The organism is Halomonas alkaliantarctica, from assembly GCF_029854215.1.
In the GTDB taxonomy this organism is placed as follows: domain Bacteria; phylum Pseudomonadota; class Gammaproteobacteria; order Pseudomonadales; family Halomonadaceae; genus Vreelandella; species Vreelandella alkaliantarctica_A.
In genome coordinates this window covers 3,647,182-3,662,403 of the sequence record NZ_CP122961.1, presented here as the reverse complement: position 1 = coordinate 3,662,403, position 15,222 = coordinate 3,647,182, and the positions used below count along the sequence as shown (strand labels likewise).

At 58.4% G+C, this 15,222-nt stretch carries 13 protein-coding genes; 9 read left to right on the top strand and 4 right to left on the bottom strand.

Annotation, left to right across the window (positions count from 1 at the left end; genetic code table 11):
* Positions 1-4: 4 nt before the first annotated feature.
* Genes QEN58_RS16815 through QEN58_RS16800 form a run of 4 tightly spaced genes read left to right on the top strand, consistent with a single transcriptional unit; the run spans position 5 to position 5,180 of the window.
* Positions 5-1,663, top strand: a complete 1,659-nt coding sequence (locus tag QEN58_RS16815) for a 5-guanidino-2-oxopentanoate decarboxylase (protein ID WP_280104743.1) — start codon at positions 5-7, stop codon at positions 1,661-1,663.
* Positions 1,653-2,963 carry a purine-cytosine permease family protein gene (locus QEN58_RS16810; RefSeq protein WP_280104742.1) on the top strand — a complete coding sequence of 437 codons (1,311 nt, stop codon included), beginning with the start codon at positions 1,653-1,655 and terminating at the stop codon, positions 2,961-2,963. The genes QEN58_RS16815 and QEN58_RS16810 overlap by 11 nt, the downstream gene beginning before the upstream one ends.
* The gene (locus QEN58_RS16805) at positions 2,960-3,694 is read left to right on the top strand and encodes an MBL fold metallo-hydrolase (protein WP_280104741.1); all 735 of its coding nucleotides are present in this window, start codon (positions 2,960-2,962) and stop codon (positions 3,692-3,694) included. The genes QEN58_RS16810 and QEN58_RS16805 overlap by 4 nt, the downstream gene beginning before the upstream one ends.
* 13 nt (positions 3,695-3,707) lie before the next feature.
* Positions 3,708-5,180 (top strand): aldehyde dehydrogenase family protein, encoded by a 1,473-nt coding sequence (locus QEN58_RS16800; protein WP_280104740.1) that lies wholly within the window; start codon positions 3,708-3,710, stop codon positions 5,178-5,180.
* Between the two features lie 3 nt (positions 5,181-5,183).
* On the opposite strand, the gene QEN58_RS16795 is transcribed toward QEN58_RS16800, so the two are convergent.
* Together QEN58_RS16795 and QEN58_RS16790 are read right to left on the bottom strand one after the other, a co-directional pair.
* Positions 5,184-6,125, bottom strand: a complete 942-nt coding sequence (locus QEN58_RS16795; protein ID WP_280104739.1) for a hydroxymethylglutaryl-CoA lyase — start codon at positions 6,123-6,125, stop codon at positions 5,184-5,186.
* Between the two features lie 11 nt (positions 6,126-6,136).
* Positions 6,137-7,342, bottom strand: coding sequence for a CaiB/BaiF CoA transferase family protein (locus tag QEN58_RS16790; protein ID WP_280104738.1), 1,206 nt, complete (start codon positions 7,340-7,342; stop codon positions 6,137-6,139).
* Between the two features lie 151 nt (positions 7,343-7,493).
* Here QEN58_RS16790 and QEN58_RS16785 point away from each other — a divergent pair, with 151 nt between their 5' ends.
* The 5 genes from QEN58_RS16785 to hpaI all read left to right on the top strand — a co-directional run bounded on the left by QEN58_RS16785 (position 7,494) and on the right by hpaI (position 12,465).
* Positions 7,494-8,393 carry a LysR family transcriptional regulator gene (locus QEN58_RS16785; protein ID WP_280104737.1) on the top strand — a complete coding sequence of 300 codons (900 nt, stop codon included), beginning with the start codon at positions 7,494-7,496 and terminating at the stop codon, positions 8,391-8,393.
* Between the two features lie 347 nt (positions 8,394-8,740).
* Entirely contained in the window at positions 8,741-9,721 is a 981-nt protein-coding gene (locus QEN58_RS16780) for a TRAP transporter substrate-binding protein (RefSeq protein WP_280104736.1), read from the top strand.
* A 123-nt stretch (positions 9,722-9,844) separates the two neighbouring features.
* Positions 9,845-10,387, top strand: coding sequence for a TRAP transporter small permease (locus QEN58_RS16775; protein WP_280104735.1), 543 nt, complete (start codon positions 9,845-9,847; stop codon positions 10,385-10,387).
* Positions 10,384-11,679 carry a TRAP transporter large permease gene (locus tag QEN58_RS16770; RefSeq protein ID WP_280104734.1) on the top strand — a complete coding sequence of 432 codons (1,296 nt, stop codon included), beginning with the start codon at positions 10,384-10,386 and terminating at the stop codon, positions 11,677-11,679. The genes QEN58_RS16775 and QEN58_RS16770 overlap by 4 nt, the downstream gene beginning before the upstream one ends.
* 15 nt (positions 11,680-11,694) lie before the next feature.
* Positions 11,695-12,465, top strand: coding sequence for a 4-hydroxy-2-oxoheptanedioate aldolase (gene hpaI, locus QEN58_RS16765; protein ID WP_280104733.1), 771 nt, complete (start codon positions 11,695-11,697; stop codon positions 12,463-12,465).
* Positions 12,466-12,493: 28 nt separating this feature from the next.
* Here the strand turns inward: hpaI and QEN58_RS16760 are convergent, their stop codons facing one another.
* Entirely contained in the window at positions 12,494-13,918 is a 1,425-nt protein-coding gene (locus QEN58_RS16760; RefSeq protein WP_280104732.1) for an FAD-binding oxidoreductase, read from the bottom strand.
* Positions 13,918-15,219: an L-fuconate dehydratase gene (locus QEN58_RS16755; protein WP_280104731.1), complete on the bottom strand. Its 1,302-nt coding sequence runs from the start codon at positions 15,217-15,219 to the stop codon at positions 13,918-13,920. The genes QEN58_RS16760 and QEN58_RS16755 overlap by 1 nt, the downstream gene beginning before the upstream one ends.
* Positions 15,220-15,222 lie beyond the last annotated feature (3 nt).

Below are 15,222 nucleotides of genomic sequence, written 5' to 3'. Positions count from 1 at the left end.
AGAAATGAACGTTGAAGCAACACGCAAACAACCAGATATAACCTGTGCCGAGCTACTCATTCGGCTACTGCGGGATACTTACGGGGTAAACGCCCTGTTCGGCATCCCCGGTGTCCATACGGTAGAGCTTTATCGCGGGCTGGAAGGCAGCGATGTGAGGCACGTTACGCCACGCCATGAGCAGGGCGCGGGGTTTATGGCCGATGGCTATGCCCGGGCCAGCGGGCAGCCGGGAGTGTGCCTGATTATTACCGGACCGGGCATGACCAACATTGCCACCGCCATGGGCCAAGCCCTGGCGGACTCCATTCCCATGCTGGTGATCTCCAGTGTGAACCGCCGCGATACCTTGGGCTTAGGTCAAGGGCGGCTGCACGAGCTGCCCAGCCAACAGCAGATGATCAGCGGTGTGGCGCGGTTTAGCCACACGCTGCTGGACGCCAATACGCTACCCGACGTGCTGGCGCGTGCCTTTGCCATCTTCAATGGGGCGCGCCCAGGCCCGGTGCATATCGAAATCCCCATCGATCTGTTTAATGCCCCGGTGGATGTGCCGGCCAGTTGGCAAGCGCCCACGCTTTACCGCGCGGCGCCTGATCCAGAAGGCTTGGCCGAGGCTGCACGCTTACTACAAGCGGCGAAGCAGCCCCTGGTGCTATTGGGCGGAGGCTGCGTTTCAGCGCCAGAAGCAGCGCGAGCCTTGGTCGAAAAGCTCGATGCTCCCACGGTAACGACCATTAACGCCAAAGGGCTGCTAGGCCGTGACCACCCGCTGGATTTAGGTGCCAATGCCGCGCTGCCCGCAGTGCGCGAGCTGTCGGCCAATGCCGATGTGATTCTGGCCGTCGGCACCGAGCTAGGTGAGACCGATTATGACGTCGTTTTTGACGGCGGCTTTCGCCTCAACGGCACGCTGATTCGTATCGACATCGATCCAGAGCAACTGGTGCGCAACCAGCGCACCACGCTTGGACTGGTGGGTGACGCCGGGCGCAGCTTGGAGCTTCTGTCTGGCCACTTCCCCGAGCTGCTGAAGCGTCAAGGCATTGAGCGAACCGCCGCAGCGTTGGGTGCGCTTAATTTGGTCAACGACTCTGCCTTTGCCGACTTTGTACCGCTTTATAAAACGTTGGCTGACTCTCTGCCCGAGGCCATTCTGGTGGGCGACTCCACCGCACCGGTATATGCCGGTAACCACTTGGTCAGTCAGCCCGCGCCCAGGCGCTATTTCAATGCCTCAACCGGTTACGGCACGCTGGGCTATGGGCTTCCGGCGGCATTGGGAGCTCAGTTGGCTCGGCCTGATTTGCCTGTGGTGGCACTGGTGGGCGATGGCGGGGTGATGTTTACGCTCTCGGAAATGGCAACGGCCGTAGAAGAGCGCCTGCCCGTAGTGATCGTGCTCTGGCACAACGCCGGTTACGAAGAGATTCGTCGCTATATGGATGCCAACGGCGTGGCGCGCCTGGGCGTGGATATTCAAGCACCCAACTTCCTCACCTTGGCCGAAGGCTTTGGCTGTCCCGGCTTACTGGTAGAAAGCCCCGTCGAGCTTGCCAAGGCGCTCGCCAACCGTGAAGCGAACGGCCCTCTACTGATCGAAATTGACGCCGCTGCCTGGCAGAAAAACCTGATGTTACCAGGAGATAACAATGAAGAATAATCATGTGCTCGGCCAGGACACCCTGTCAGCCGACGACGTTGAACACAGCCTTGGGCTGCCGGGAACCTTTGCGCTGTGGCTCGGCGCCAACGTGGTGGTGACCACCATCCTGACCGGCATGTTTTTAGTCCCTGACCTGACCTTCCAGCATGCCATGCTGCTGATCTTGATTGGTTCGGCGATCGGCATCATTCCGTTGGTATTGATCGGGGTGATGGGTCAGCAAACCGGCATGACCACGATGGTACTGGCGCGGGGCACCTTCGGCAGAAAAGGCGCTAATTTCCCCGCCTGGGTGAATTTATTAGCCCTGATTGCCTGGAGCTGGATTCAGGCGCTGCTAGCAGGCATGAGTCTGGACTACGCCGTGGAAAGCCTGACCGGTTACTCCAATGTGGCGCTCTTCACGGTTATCTGTGAATCACTGGTGGTGCTGATTGCCCTGCGTGGTCACCTGGGGATCGAGAAAGTCGAGAAGATAGCAGCACTGCTGATGCTGGTGCTCTCGGCGGTGGTGCTGTTCGCGCTCAATCGGCATTACGATCTGCCGAGCATCACCCAGCTGGAGCCCGAAGGCGTGTTGGGCGGTGGCGTGATATTCGATATCGTGGTCGCCACGGCTTTTTCCTGGATTCCATTGGCCGCGGACTACAATCGCCATTGCCGATCGCTAAAAGCTGCCGTTGTGGGCACCTGGGGCGGTTACGTGGTGGCAACGCTGGTAGCGATGGGTCTGGGCGCTACGGTGTCAGCGCTTTCGATCAGCGTGGGCATGGAGCCCACCTACGACCCGACGACCCTGCTCAGCGGCTTCGGTTTCGGCCTGCCCGCCGCCCTGGTGATTTTCTTCTCGGTGCTGACCACCAACGTGATGTGTGTCTATAGCGCGACGCTTTCATTCATGAGCGTGCGCCCTAAAGTACCGTTTTGGAAACCCGCATTAATCATTGGTGTGGTTTCGGTCATGGGTGCGCTCATCCCCGGTATTCTTGATCAGTTCCAGACCTTTTTATTAATTATTGGCAGCGTCTTTATTCCAGCATTTTCGCTGATGATCGTTGATTACTACATGTTGGGCCGGGAGCGCTACACGTCGTCACAGCTCATTCAAGATGAGCATAAGCTGCCAGCGTTTAACTGGCTGGCGTTAGGCAGTTATGGCGTGGGTGCATTGCTGGCTTACTACTGGAACTGGGTCGCGCCGTTGGATTTTGGCGCTTCGCTGCCGGTGTTCGTGATCACCGGCGCGCTCTATTTCGTGGTCAGCAAGATCGCGGTTGCCAAGCGGGTGCCCGCATGAGCCTTGAGCGCATCAGTGCACAGCAGTGGTACCGTACTACCCCCAAGTCGGACGGTATCACCCTGATCGACGAGCCGCGGATCAAGCCGTTTTATCGCTGCAATATCTGGCATGTTCAGGGCAGCAAGCGCGGCATGGTTGTGGATTTTGGTCTGGGCGCGGTGCCGCTGCGCCAGCACGTGGCGCAGCTTGCCGAGCGTGACCTGCTGGCGGTGGCCAGCCACACGCACTTTGACCATATCGGCGCCGCTCACGAGTTTGGCTGTTGCCATGTGCATGCCGCTGAGGCGGACATCCTTGCTTCACCCGACAACACGCGTACCCTGGCCGACCAGTTTCTCAGCGACGATATGTTCGAAGCGCTACCCCCAGAGCCTTATTCGCATGATCGCTACCGTATTCAGGTGCCGCAAATGGTGTCCCCGCTAAAGGATGGCGAAATACTGGACTTGGGAAATCGGCAGTGGGAAGTGATTCATACGCCTGGTCACTCCCCTGGCGGCATCGCACTTTGGGAGGCGGCCACCCAGACGCTGATATCGGGTGATTTGATTTACGATGGCCCGCTCATCGAAGACCTCTGGCACAGCGATCTTACCGACTACGCCGCCAGTATGCGGCGGCTGCGCAACCTGCCTGTCCGCACCGTGCACGGCGGCCATTTCCCCAGCTTTAGCGGCCAGCATCTCACAAAGCTTATCGATGATTGGCTTCGCCAACACGACCTCTAAAGGAGCCACGATTATGCCCATGACCTCCCAGACCGACTTCCCTTCGGTTGTTGACCACCAATTCATCAACAACCAGTGGGTGCCCTCGGCGGGCATCCGACTGCTTGATGTGATGAACCCCTACCGCGAAGAGCGTATCGCACAGGTCACCGCTGGGGATGCGGCCGACGTTGATGCGGCGGTACAAGCCGCACAGCAGGCGCAGCCTGATTGGCAGGCGTTGGGTGGGGCAGCTCGCGCTAAGTTTCTGGAAGGGTTTGCCGATGCATTGGAAGCCCGTCGGGATTCGATCATCACGCTTTCAGCAACTAACAACGGTAAGCCGCTAGCAGAAGCAGGGATTGACCTGGACGATGCGATTGCCTGCTACCGCTACTACGCAGGGCAGGCCAAGGCACTGGATGATCGCCAAGGCGAGTTGGTGAGCGTAGAAATGGAAGGCGTTGAGGCGCGCACTTACCACGACCCTGTGGGCGTCGTGGGGCTGATTGCACCGTGGAACTTCCCATTAGTGACCAGCGCTTGGAAGCTGGCACCCGCGTTGGCTGCGGGCTGTACTGCGGTACTCAAACCGTCAGAAGTGACACCGCTCCCCGAGCGAGTACTGGCAGAGATTGCCCTGGAGATAGGCTTGCCTGCTGGGGTGCTCAACCTGCTCAATGGCGACGGCGAGGGCATCGGTGCGCCACTAACCAACCACCCTGGCGTGGATAAAATTTCCTTTACCGGCAGCAACCGCGTCGGTGAAGCGGTGATGCAGGCGGCCGCCGCACGCACTGCGAGCGTGTCTCTGGAGCTGGGCGGAAAGTCGCCGATCCTGGTGATGGAAGATGCCGACCCCGAACAGGCAGCCGACTGGGTGATGGCGGGTATCTACTTCAATGCCGGGCAGATCTGCTCCGCGACCTCGCGTTTATTGGTGCACGAGGATGTAGCAGAAGCACTCTACGCTGCCCTTGCCGAGCGTATGGATGCGCTGACGCTGGGTGACCCGCTCGCTGAAGACACGGATTTAGGACCCCTAACCAGCGCCAAGCAGCGTGACGCCGTGCAGCGCTATTTAGATCTTGCCGAACAGGAAGGTCTTACCGTCGTGCGCGATGGGCAACACCGCACGCTGCCCGCCCAGGGCTACTTCCTGGCACCCACGCTTTATCGCGATGTGCCAGTGGAAAGCCGCTTGTGGCAGGAGGAAATTTTCGGCCCGGTGCTTTGCGGCCGCAGTGTGGCAAGCGAAGCCGAGGCGATTCAGCTTGCCAACGACAGCGTCTTTGGTCTGGCAGCCACGGTGATTAGCGGTGACCCAGAACGCGCCAAGCGCATTGGCCGCCAACTTAAAGCCGGCAGCATCTGGTTCAACAGCGAGCAGTTAGTGCTGCCTGAAACCGCCTGGGGCGGCTTCAAGCGAAGCGGCATTGGTCGTGAACTCGGCCCTTGGGGGGTGAGTGCGTACCTTGAAGTGAAGCATGTGATTGGACCCGCGTAACGCTCAAGCTTGAGCATTAGGCATCGCATAACGCCGGGTCGATTTTCCGGCCTTGACCACCTGCCCCGGCACATCGTGACCGATAAGGGCGGGGAGGGTGGCGGCGACTTCCAGCAGTGCATCCAGATCGACACCGGTATCGACGCCCATGGCTTCAAACATATGCACTAGGTCTTCGGTGCATACATTACCGCTAGCGCCGGGGGCGAAGGGGCAGCCGCCCAGCCCACCTAATGAAGCATCAAAGCGAGTGATGCCCGCCTGCCACGCCGCCAGGGTGTTGGCCAGCCCCATTCCGCGGGTGTTGTGGAAGTGAAGTGTGAACGGCGTTTCCGGCCAGCGCTCAAGCACGGCTGCGCATAGGCGTTTGACCTGGGCAGGGTTGGCCATACCGGTGGTATCGCAGAGCGTGACGCCCTGAATGCCAAGGTCGATAAGTTTCTCAACCAGTTCCAGCACCCGCGCTTCGGGCACCTCGCTTTCAAAGGGGCAGCCAAAGGCAGTGGAGAGCGAGGCGTTAATAAACACTTCGCTATCTTTGCTGACGTCCAAAATCGCCGCGAACTGCTCTAGCGACTGCTCCGGTGTCATGCGCAGGTTGGCCAGCCCATGGCTGTTGCTGGCGGACATCACCAGATTGATTTCATCCACCTGGCAGGCAAGCGCCCGCTCGGTGCCTTTTACATTGGGCACCAGCACGGTGATATCGACCCCTTCCCGACGCTGGATGCCGGTCACCACATCAGCGGCATCGCGCAGGTTGGGAATCGCTTTAGGCGACGTAAACGACGTTGCTTCGATTCGCCGCAGGCCAGTGGTGGAGAGCGCATCGATCCAGCGAATTTTCTCTTCCGTAGGCACAAAAAGCGCCTCAATCTGCAGGCCGTCCCGGGGGGCAACTTCGTTGATCTCGATCTTGGTGGGGCAAGGTGTTACCAAATTCATAAAAACACTCCCTAAATAATGCCCGCTTGGCGCAGCTTTGCGCGGGTTTCGTGATCAATGCCCAGCTCATCCAACACGTCGTCGGTGTGCTGGCCAAGCGCGGGGCCGCCGTCGCCGATTCGCCCTGGGGTAGCGCTCAGCTTGGGCAGTACGCCGGGCACTTTTAACGGTTTGCCGTTAGGGCGGGTAAAGGTTTGAATCATCTCCCGCGCTAGGTAGTGGGGATCAAAGGCAATATCTTCGGCCGTGTAGGGGTAGCCTGCGGGCACGCGGGCGTCGTCCAGGGCTTGCAGAATGGCATCCCGTGGGCGCTCTTCGGTCCACGTTTGAATCGCGGCATCAATCATCTCGGCTTGCTGGCTGCGCCCATCGTTATGAGCCAGCGCCGGGTCGTTGGCGAGATCATCACGACCAATCACTCCCATCAGGCGCTTGAAGATACTGTCGCCATTGCCAGCAATCAGCACATAATCGCCGCCCTGGCAGCGGTAGGCGTTGGAAGGGGTAATGCCGGGCAGGGCGCTGCCGCTGGGTTCGCGAACCTGGCCGCTGGCATCGAACTCCGGCAGCAGGCTCTCCATCATCGCAAACACCGACTCATACAGCGCGACGTCGATCTCTTGGCCCAGGCCGCTGCGGTTACGTTCTTGAAGGGCCAGCAGGGTACCAATGACAGCGTAGAGGGCGGAAAGCGAGTCGCCGATGCTCACGCCCACGCGTACCGAAGGCTCACCTGGCTGGCCGGTCAGGTAACGCAGCCCGCCCATGGCTTCGCCAATCACCCCAAAGCCGGGCTTATCGCGGTAAGGCCCCGTTTGCCCGTAGCCGGAAATATGCACCATGATCAGCCGTGGGTTGAGCTGAGAGAGCGCTTCCCAGCCCAGCCCCCAGTTGTCCAAGGTGCCGGGGCGGAAGTTTTCCACTACCACATCGGCCTCGGCGGCGAGTTGGCGAACCAAGCCTTGGCCTTCTTCACTGCGCAAATCAAGCGCTACCGAGCGCTTGTTGCGGGTCTGAACGTGCCACCAGAGCGAGGTGCCCTCCTCTATCATTCGCCATTTGCGAAGTGGGTCGCCGGTGCCTGGCGGTTCGATTTTAATCACATCAGCGCCGAATTCACCCAGCAGTTTGGTGGCGAAAGGTCCCGCAATCAGTTGACCAAGCTCAAGCACTTTCAAGCCTTGGAGCGGAAGCTGGCGGGCTTCGGGAGCATTCATTAAGGCTTTCCTCTATTTATCGTTATCATCATTTATTGTCAGCATGCGTGAGCCGATCCAGGGCGACAATTAGGCAATCGGTAACAATGGGTTCGTGATTAGCGAAGGTGTGCGTTAGCATAATCCGCCTGTCTTATGGGAGTCATGTGTCATGCGCCGCTTCGATTTTGTCACCCTCAAGCTGTTTATTTCCGTGGCGGACGAAGGCCGCCTGACCGCCGCTGCCGAGCGAGAACACTTGGCACTCGCGGCAGTGAGCAAGCGAATAAGTGACCTGGAAGCGCTGGTCGGCACGACGCTGCTGTATCGCCGCCCCCGTGGTGTGGAACTTACTCCTGCGGGCCAGGCGTTTTTGCACCATGCCCGACGTATTATGGATAACATTGAGCGTCTGCACGCCGAACTCAGTGAGTACGGCGAAGGCGTGCGCGGCCATGTACGTATCCACTCCAATACCTCGGCGATTATTGCCTTTCTTCCCCAGGATCTCAGCGCGTTCTCTCGGCTTTATCCTGAAATCAAGATCGATCTTCAGGAGCGGGTCAGTAGCGAAATCATTGCCGCCGTTCGCGACGGGCTGACCGATATCGGTATTTTCGCTGGGCATGTGGCGGCGCCTGATCTCCAGCAGCTCTCCTATCGGCATGACCGACTCGTGCTAATGACGCCCATTGATCACCCGCTGGCAGAGCGTGAAAGCATCGCTTTTAATGAGGCGCTGGCCTTCGATTTTATTGGCTTACAGCAGGATGCCTCGCTGCAATCGCTGTTGAATGAGCAAGCCAACCTAGCAGGCAAAGCGCTGCGTATGCGCATTCAGGTACGTAGCTTCGACGCTATTTGCCGGATGATTCACCACGGCATGGGGGTTGGCGTACTCCCCGAGCAGACCATCTATCGCGATCTGGGCGATTTGCAGCTCAAAAGTATTCCGCTTAGCGATCCTTGGGCTCAGCGTGAGCTGGTGATTGGCATGCGCCGATATGCCTCGCTGCACGTGACTGCGCGACACCTGGTTGACCACCTGACCCAGAACGCAACCGAAAGCTAGCTGACAAAGCCTGCCCATGGCTTCGTGCTTTGTGAAAGCTAGCGAGCACATGCATTCGATAAGCATGGTTGGGGCATACCGTTTATAAATGCGCCGTTGCTGCCGAAAAGGAGAGCAGCGGAGGCAGCTAGGTATTCATCTTTGGTCGTATGACGGCAAGCTTCTCAGGCAAAATGCGCGTCATACCAGCGTTTCTAGCCATCGTATTTGACGAAGTCATCCTTCTTGAACGTCGATTTGAGCCCTTCGTCCGCTTGTTTCAAGATCAGATAAGCGACATCAAGCTCTTGCCTACAGGAGCTACCCAAGAACCACACCCAATAACGACAACCGTAGAGAGTCATCCCATGCGGAAACAACTGTTTGCCACGCTGGCTACCCTAGGCATGCTAACGACGGCCCCGTTCGTTTTAGCTAACCCCATCGAAATTCAAGTTAACAACACCATGAGTGAAGGCGGCTCGGAAAGCGCCGCGGTGGAACGCTTTGCTGAGTATCTGGAAGAGCAGGCGCCCGGCCGCTTTGAAGTGCGTCCCTTTTTGGCGGGCTCTTTGGGCGGTGAGAATGCCGTGTTGGAGCTGCTTAACCTGGGCCAAACCCAGCTCTCCCTGACCGGTGGTAACTGGCGTCAACAGTATGCGCCTGAGTATGACGCCATTACGGTTCCCTTTGTCTTTACCACCTGGGACGAAGTCGACGCCTATATGGAGAGTCCTTCCGGCCAAGCGCTGGTTGAAAAAGCCGAAAACCAGGGCGGCCTGAAGTATTTTGGTCTGCAGCACCGCGGGCCCCGCCACATGACCGCTAACAAGGAAATCCACACCCCGGCGGATCTGGAAGGTTTCCGCTTGCGTCTGCCTTCGCTGCCGGTATGGCTGGAAGTGTGGGAAGAGATCGGCGCTCAGGTAGTCAACGTGCCAGCGCCAGAGATTTATCTCGCCATGCAGACCGGCCAGGTAGATGGCCACGAGAACTCGCTTTCCTCACCCTATACCCGTCGTTTATGGGAAGTGCAGGACTACCTGATCATGACCAGCCACGTTCAGTTTCCGTGGAGCTGGGTGGCTAGTTCTCGCTGGTGGGAGGGTCTAGAAGAGGAAGATCAAGCGCTGATCGAAGAGGCGATCGACGTAGCTCGTCAATACGGATCAGAGCAGGAGCGTGAACTTGATGAGTTCTATCTGGAAGCGCTTCAGGACGAGGGCATGACGGTCATTGAGCCGGATGTTACTCCTTTCCGCGAAGCGGCGTTGCCAGCCATCGATCGTGTCATGGCTGAAATGGCCGACGGCGTTCGTGAAGATGCGCTGGGTAACGACAGCGAGTAATACGCACCGGCCAGACGCAACGACGGCCTATCGGGCCGTCGTTGTTTTTCATGTCAAGAAAGCTTTCATGACCAATAAATTTTCATACACGACCAAGAAGACGTCAGGGTAAGGAGTCCTCCTGTGGAAGACGCGGTAGCGCCCAACAAGGGCCTGGATCGAATTGCTTTCTATACGCTGCGCGGCGTTACTCGTCTTTGTGACGGGGTGGGCGTGGCGCTCATGGCGGCCATTCTGCTGTTGATCGTGGCGGCCGTTGTTGCCCGTGACCTGCTCGGAATCGGTATGCCCTGGACCGAGGAGATGGCGTCTATGCTGGCCATCTACGCAATTGGCTTTGGATCACTGTCGGCCTGGGTGCGCAGCGAGCACCTGGCGGTGGATCTGTTTAGCCATAAGCTTTCTGGTTTAGGTAAAAATATCCAATACCGCCTCATTACCCTAATCTCATGCGGCTTTTTCGCGCTTGCCGCCTGGGGCGCGTGGATCATGTCGGACATGAGTGCCAACAATAAAACCGTCTCGTTAAGTATCAGTTTCAGCTACCTCTATTACGGCATCTTTTTCAGCTTTGTGGGCATGGCGTTGATTGCCCTGTGGCAATGCCTGCGTGGCCCAGTGGCGTGGTTGGAAGTATCCCATGAAGAGGAGACCTCTCAACCATGACCGAACTTATGATCTTTGTCGGTGGCCTGTTGGTACTGATGGCCATTGGTTTGCCCGTAGTGGTCGCCATCGGCGTGACATCGTTTATCGCCCTGGTGGCAACCGGCACCGGCGGGCTGCCAGTCGAACTTCTCCCGCTGCGCATGGTGCAAACCCTCAATAACTTTACGCTGCTGGCAATTCCGCTGTTCATTCTGGCCGCCAACATCATGAATATCGGCTCTACCACCACGCGCATTTTTGACTTTGCCACTGCGCTGGTGGGCTTTACCAAGGGCGGCCTGGGCCACGCCAACGTGGTGGCCAGCTCCATTTTTGCCACCATGTCGGGTACCGCCGTTGCTGATGCGGCAGGTCTTGGCAGCATCGAAATCAAGGCCATGAAAGAGCGTGGCTACGAGCTGGGTTACTCAACCGGCATCACTGCCGCTTCCAGCGTGATAGGGCCAATTCTTCCGCCCAGTATCGCGCTTGTGGTTTATGGCTGGCTGGCCAATGTGAGTATTGGCGGGCTGTTCATGGCCGGGCTTTTGCCGGGCATATTGATGGCGCTGTTACTCATGGGGATGACCGTTCTGTTGTCTGCCAGTGGCAAGGTGGTGATGCCCAAACCCACGCCTTTTGACGCCTGCGAAGTCGTCCGCACCGGCAAGCGTGCCATTCTGCCCTTGATGATGCCGGCGATTATCGTTGGCGGTATCTGGGGTGGCTTTTTCACCCCGACGGAAGCCGGCGCTATTGCATCGCTTTATGCGGTGATACTGGGCGGCCTGGTTTATCGAGATCTGAATTGGCGAGATCTATTCAATGCCTTTCGGCGTACGCTGATGTTCAGTGCGGTGATCCTGCTGATTATTGCCGTCTCCAGTTTCTACGGTTGGATTCTGGTACGCATGGGCATTCCTCAGGCGTTGGCGGGCCAGGTGGCCAGCATTGATATGCCCATGTTTGCACTACTTCTCTGTTTTGCACTGTTTTTCCTGCTGATCGGCTGCTTTATGTCGGTGATCGAAAGCATCCTGATATTCACCCCGATTGTGGTGCCGGCAGCGCTGAGTGCGGGGCTTGATCCTGTGCACTTCGGTATCGTGATGGTCATCACGCTATCGGTAGGGGTCATTACCCCACCCTTCGGTACGGTGCTGTTTCTCATGGTTGGGATCACGCGGCTACGCTACGGCCAAGTGGTGACCGCGATACTGCCGTTCCTGCTGCCGATCATTGCGACCATTTTGCTGTTGATTGCCGTGCCGGGACTGGCCACTTGGCTGCCCGATATCATGGGGTATTGATCCAGAGGAGCCCGTATGAAAATGCTGCACAACGCGTTTAAGCAACAGCTTCTGGCGGGCCAACCCCAAACGGGGATCTGGCTCGGCTTGACCAGTGCTTATACGGCTGAGATAGCCGCCACGGCAGGCTTCGACTGGTTGTTGATTGACGCGGAACATACGCCTAATGATTTAGCCAGCCTGCTGGCACAGCTGCAGGCGCTGGCCCCCTATCAAAGCCACCCCGTGGTGCGCCCGCCCACCGGCGATCCGGTGTTGATCAAGCGCTACCTGGATATTGGCGTGCAGAACCTGCTAATTCCTATGGTAGAAACGGCTGAACAGGCGGCTGAACTGGTAGCGGCCACGCGCTATCCTCCCCGCGGTATTCGCGGCGTTGGCCATGTGCTGGCACGCGCCTCGCGGTGGGGGCAGACAGAAGATTACCTCTCTCGCGCTGATGCCGAAGTCTGCCTCATGCTACAGGTGGAGAGCCCCCAGGCACTTGCTAACCTGGAGGCTATTGCGGCAGTAGACGGTGTCGATGGGGTGTTTATTGGCCCGGCGGATTTATCGGCGTCTATGGGGCATCTCGGCAATGCCAGCCACCCGGAAGTGACAGACGCGATTAGTGACGCCATTAATAAGATACGCGCTGCGGGCAAGGCAGCGGGTATTGTCACGGTGGATGAGCAAGCAGCCCGCGGCTATCTTGCAGCGGGCTGCACCTTTGTTGGCGTTGGCATCGATACGTTGCTTTACGCCAATGCGCTGCGCGGACTGGCGGAGCGCTTCAAGCAGTCATGAACCAAAGAGTGGTAAACCACGCTGGGGATTACTCCCCAGCAGGCAAAATCCTGCCTGGATTCATCAGGCCCTTAGGGTCAAACAGCGCTTTAACACCGCTGACCATCTCTCGCTCAATCGACGATAGCCGCGCCAGGTAGGGCGCCTGCTTGGTGCGGCCAATGCCGTGTTCAGCGCTGATGCTGCCGTGAAAATCATCGAGCACTTCAAACAGCCGCTCCTCCAGGTCGTGCAGGTGGGCTTTCTTATCGCTATCCGCCATTGCCGTGGGCGGTAGTATATTGAAGTGCAGATTACCGTCGCCCACGTGCCCGTAGGCAATAATTTCGCACTCGGGTGAGGCGGCCATGACCACGTCGCTGGCTCGGCTGACGAAGGCGGGTATCGACGAAATGGGCACCGAGATATCGGTGCGCAGATGCTCGCCGCGCCGCCGCTGGCCTTCCAGCATGCTCTCGCGGAATTGCCACAGCTGGGCGGACTGGGTATCGCTGGATGCCAGCGCGCCATCCAGCACCAGTTCGCGCTCCATGCCGGTTTCCAGCAGTTGTTCCAGCATCGAACCTAAATCCACCGGACCTGTGGCCGCAACTTCCATCAACACGTACCAAGGGTAGGCGTTTTCCATCGGGTCTCGTAGTTCAGGCGTTGCTTCAATGGCCAGCTCGATACAGCGGCGGGGAATCAGCTCGAAAGCGGTTAGCAAATCACAGCAGTCGCGACGGGCCAAACCGTAAAGGTCAATCACCGCCTGAACAGAGGGCAGACCAAGCAGTGCGGTACGGTTTTGGGTGGGGCGAGGTGATAGTTTTAACACTGCGCCCGTCACGATGCCCAGGGTGCCTTCACTGCCTAGAAACAATTGCTGAAGGTCGTAACCGCGGTTGTCCTTGTGCAGGGCGTTCAGGCTTTCCCAGATGCGCCCGTCGGGGAGTACGACTTCAAGGCCCAGCACCAGCTCGCGCATCATGCCGTAGCGCAGTACATTCAGCCCGCCTGCATTGGTGGCGATATTGCCGCCAATCTGGCAACTGCCTTGAGCCCCCAGCGAGAGCGGAAAATCGCAGTCATGATCGTAAGCCGCCAGCTTGACGTTCTCGAGAATACAGCCAGCGTCTACCGTGATGGTGAAGTTGACCGGATCAATGGCACGTACGCTGTTAAGGCGCTCTAGACTTATTACCAACTCCTGACCGTTGGTGGCGGGCAAGGCGCCTGCCACCAGGCCGCTATGGCCACCTTGAGGCGTCATCGCGATTCCTTGGGCGTAGCAGCGCTTTACCACCTCGGCGACTTCTTCTGTGCTAGCCGGGCGCGCTACCGCCAGCGGCGTGCCCAGCGTGTCGCCTGCCCAGTCGCTGGTGTAGCGTGCCATGGCATCGGGCTCACGGATTAGCCCGCGCTCACCGAGCAGGCTGGTGAGCTCATTTAAAAAGGCTGTGTTAGCGGTCATCAGTGTTCTTCCTGCCAAGCAGCACCCTCAGGGAAGCGGTGCTGTGCCTGGGACTCTGCGTGCATGGCGATGCTGTACCCCGGCGCCTCTGGCACCTGATAGCGGCCACGCTTGATGACTACCGGGTCAACAAAGTGCTCGTGGAGGTGATCGACATACTCAAGCACTCGACCTTCAAGGCTGCCGGAGACTGCAATGTAGTCGAAGAGTGAGATATGTTGAGTGTATTCGCAAAGCCCAACGCCACCGCCATGGGGGCAAATTGGCACGCCGAACTTAGCGGCCATCAGCGTTACTAAAATCACTTCGTTAAGCCCACCCAAGCGTGCCGCATCCAACTGGCAGTAGTCGATGGCATCGGCCTGGAAGAACTGCTTGAACATCACTTTGTTGTGGCAGTGCTCGCCGGTGGCGACGCCAATGGGTGCCACGCGGTGGCGGATCTCGGCGTGGCCGAGAATATCGTCTGGGCTGGTGGGTTCTTCAATCCACAGCGGATCGAATTCAGCCAGACGGCGCATTTTGGTCACCGTTTCGTCGACTTCCCACACTTGGTTGGCATCCATCATCAACACGTTGTCCCAACCGATCTCTTCGCGCAGCAGCGCTGCCCGACGGGCGTCCTCTTCGATATCGCCGCCAATCTTCTGCTTGAAGTGCGTCCAGCCCTCGGCAAGCGCTTCACGCGCCAGACTACGCACTTTCTCGTCGCTGTAGCCCAGCCAACCGGCCGAGGTAGTGTAGCCGGGGTAGCCATCACTGCGCATTTCGGCTTCACGGGCTGCTTTGCCAGGGGCTTGGCGGCGTAGTAGGCAGATCGCTTCTTCCGGCGTTAGCGCATCCGTCACAAAGCGGAAGTCAAGGCAGCGAACCAACTGCTCCGGCGTCATATCCACCAGCAATTTCCACACCGGTTTGCCTTCACGTTTTGCCCACATATCCCATACGGCGTTGACGATGGCGGCAGTGGCCAGGTGAATCGCGCCTTTATCGGGACCAATCCAGCGTAGCTGGCTGTCGCCGGTGATTTCCCGCCAGAAGGTGCCCATGTTGTCGGTAATCGAGGCCAGCGTACGTCCCTCAATGAGTGGCGCCAGGGAGTGCAAAGCAGTGACAACGATCTCGTTGCCGCGGCCAATGGTAAAGGTCAGGCCGTGCCCTTCGGGACTGCCGTCATCGGTGTGTAGGATGACGTAAGCGGCTGAGTAGTCCGGCGCGGCATTCATGGCATCTGAGCCATCCAGCGAGCGCGAGGTGGGGAAACGGATATCTTGAATATCGATGCGAGTAATCGTTGTCATTGT

What these genes read in the sequence shown, in the direction of transcription:
- QEN58_RS16770 (WP_280104734.1), top strand. Translation starts at nt 10,384, where the DNA reads ATGACCGAACTTATGATCTTTGTCGGTGGCCTGTTGGTACTGATGGCC.
- QEN58_RS16805 (WP_280104741.1), top strand. Translation starts at nt 2,960, where the DNA reads ATGAGCCTTGAGCGCATCAGTGCACAGCAGTGGTACCGTACTACCCCC.
- hpaI (WP_280104733.1), top strand. Translation starts at nt 11,695, where the DNA reads ATGAAAATGCTGCACAACGCGTTTAAGCAACAGCTTCTGGCGGGCCAA.
- QEN58_RS16785 (WP_280104737.1), top strand. Translation starts at nt 7,494, where the DNA reads ATGCGCCGCTTCGATTTTGTCACCCTCAAGCTGTTTATTTCCGTGGCG.
- QEN58_RS16815 (WP_280104743.1), top strand. Translation starts at nt 5, where the DNA reads ATGAACGTTGAAGCAACACGCAAACAACCAGATATAACCTGTGCCGAG.
- QEN58_RS16800 (WP_280104740.1), top strand. Translation starts at nt 3,708, where the DNA reads ATGCCCATGACCTCCCAGACCGACTTCCCTTCGGTTGTTGACCACCAA.
- QEN58_RS16810 (WP_280104742.1), top strand. Translation starts at nt 1,653, where the DNA reads ATGAAGAATAATCATGTGCTCGGCCAGGACACCCTGTCAGCCGACGAC.
- QEN58_RS16760 (WP_280104732.1), bottom strand. Translation starts at nt 13,918, where the DNA reads ATGACCGCTAACACAGCCTTTTTAAATGAGCTCACCAGCCTGCTCGGT.
- QEN58_RS16780 (WP_280104736.1), top strand. Translation starts at nt 8,741, where the DNA reads ATGCGGAAACAACTGTTTGCCACGCTGGCTACCCTAGGCATGCTAACG.
- QEN58_RS16795 (WP_280104739.1), bottom strand. Translation starts at nt 6,125, where the DNA reads ATGAATTTGGTAACACCTTGCCCCACCAAGATCGAGATCAACGAAGTT.
- QEN58_RS16790 (WP_280104738.1), bottom strand. Translation starts at nt 7,342, where the DNA reads ATGAATGCTCCCGAAGCCCGCCAGCTTCCGCTCCAAGGCTTGAAAGTG.
- QEN58_RS16755 (WP_280104731.1), bottom strand. Translation starts at nt 15,219, where the DNA reads ATGACAACGATTACTCGCATCGATATTCAAGATATCCGTTTCCCCACC.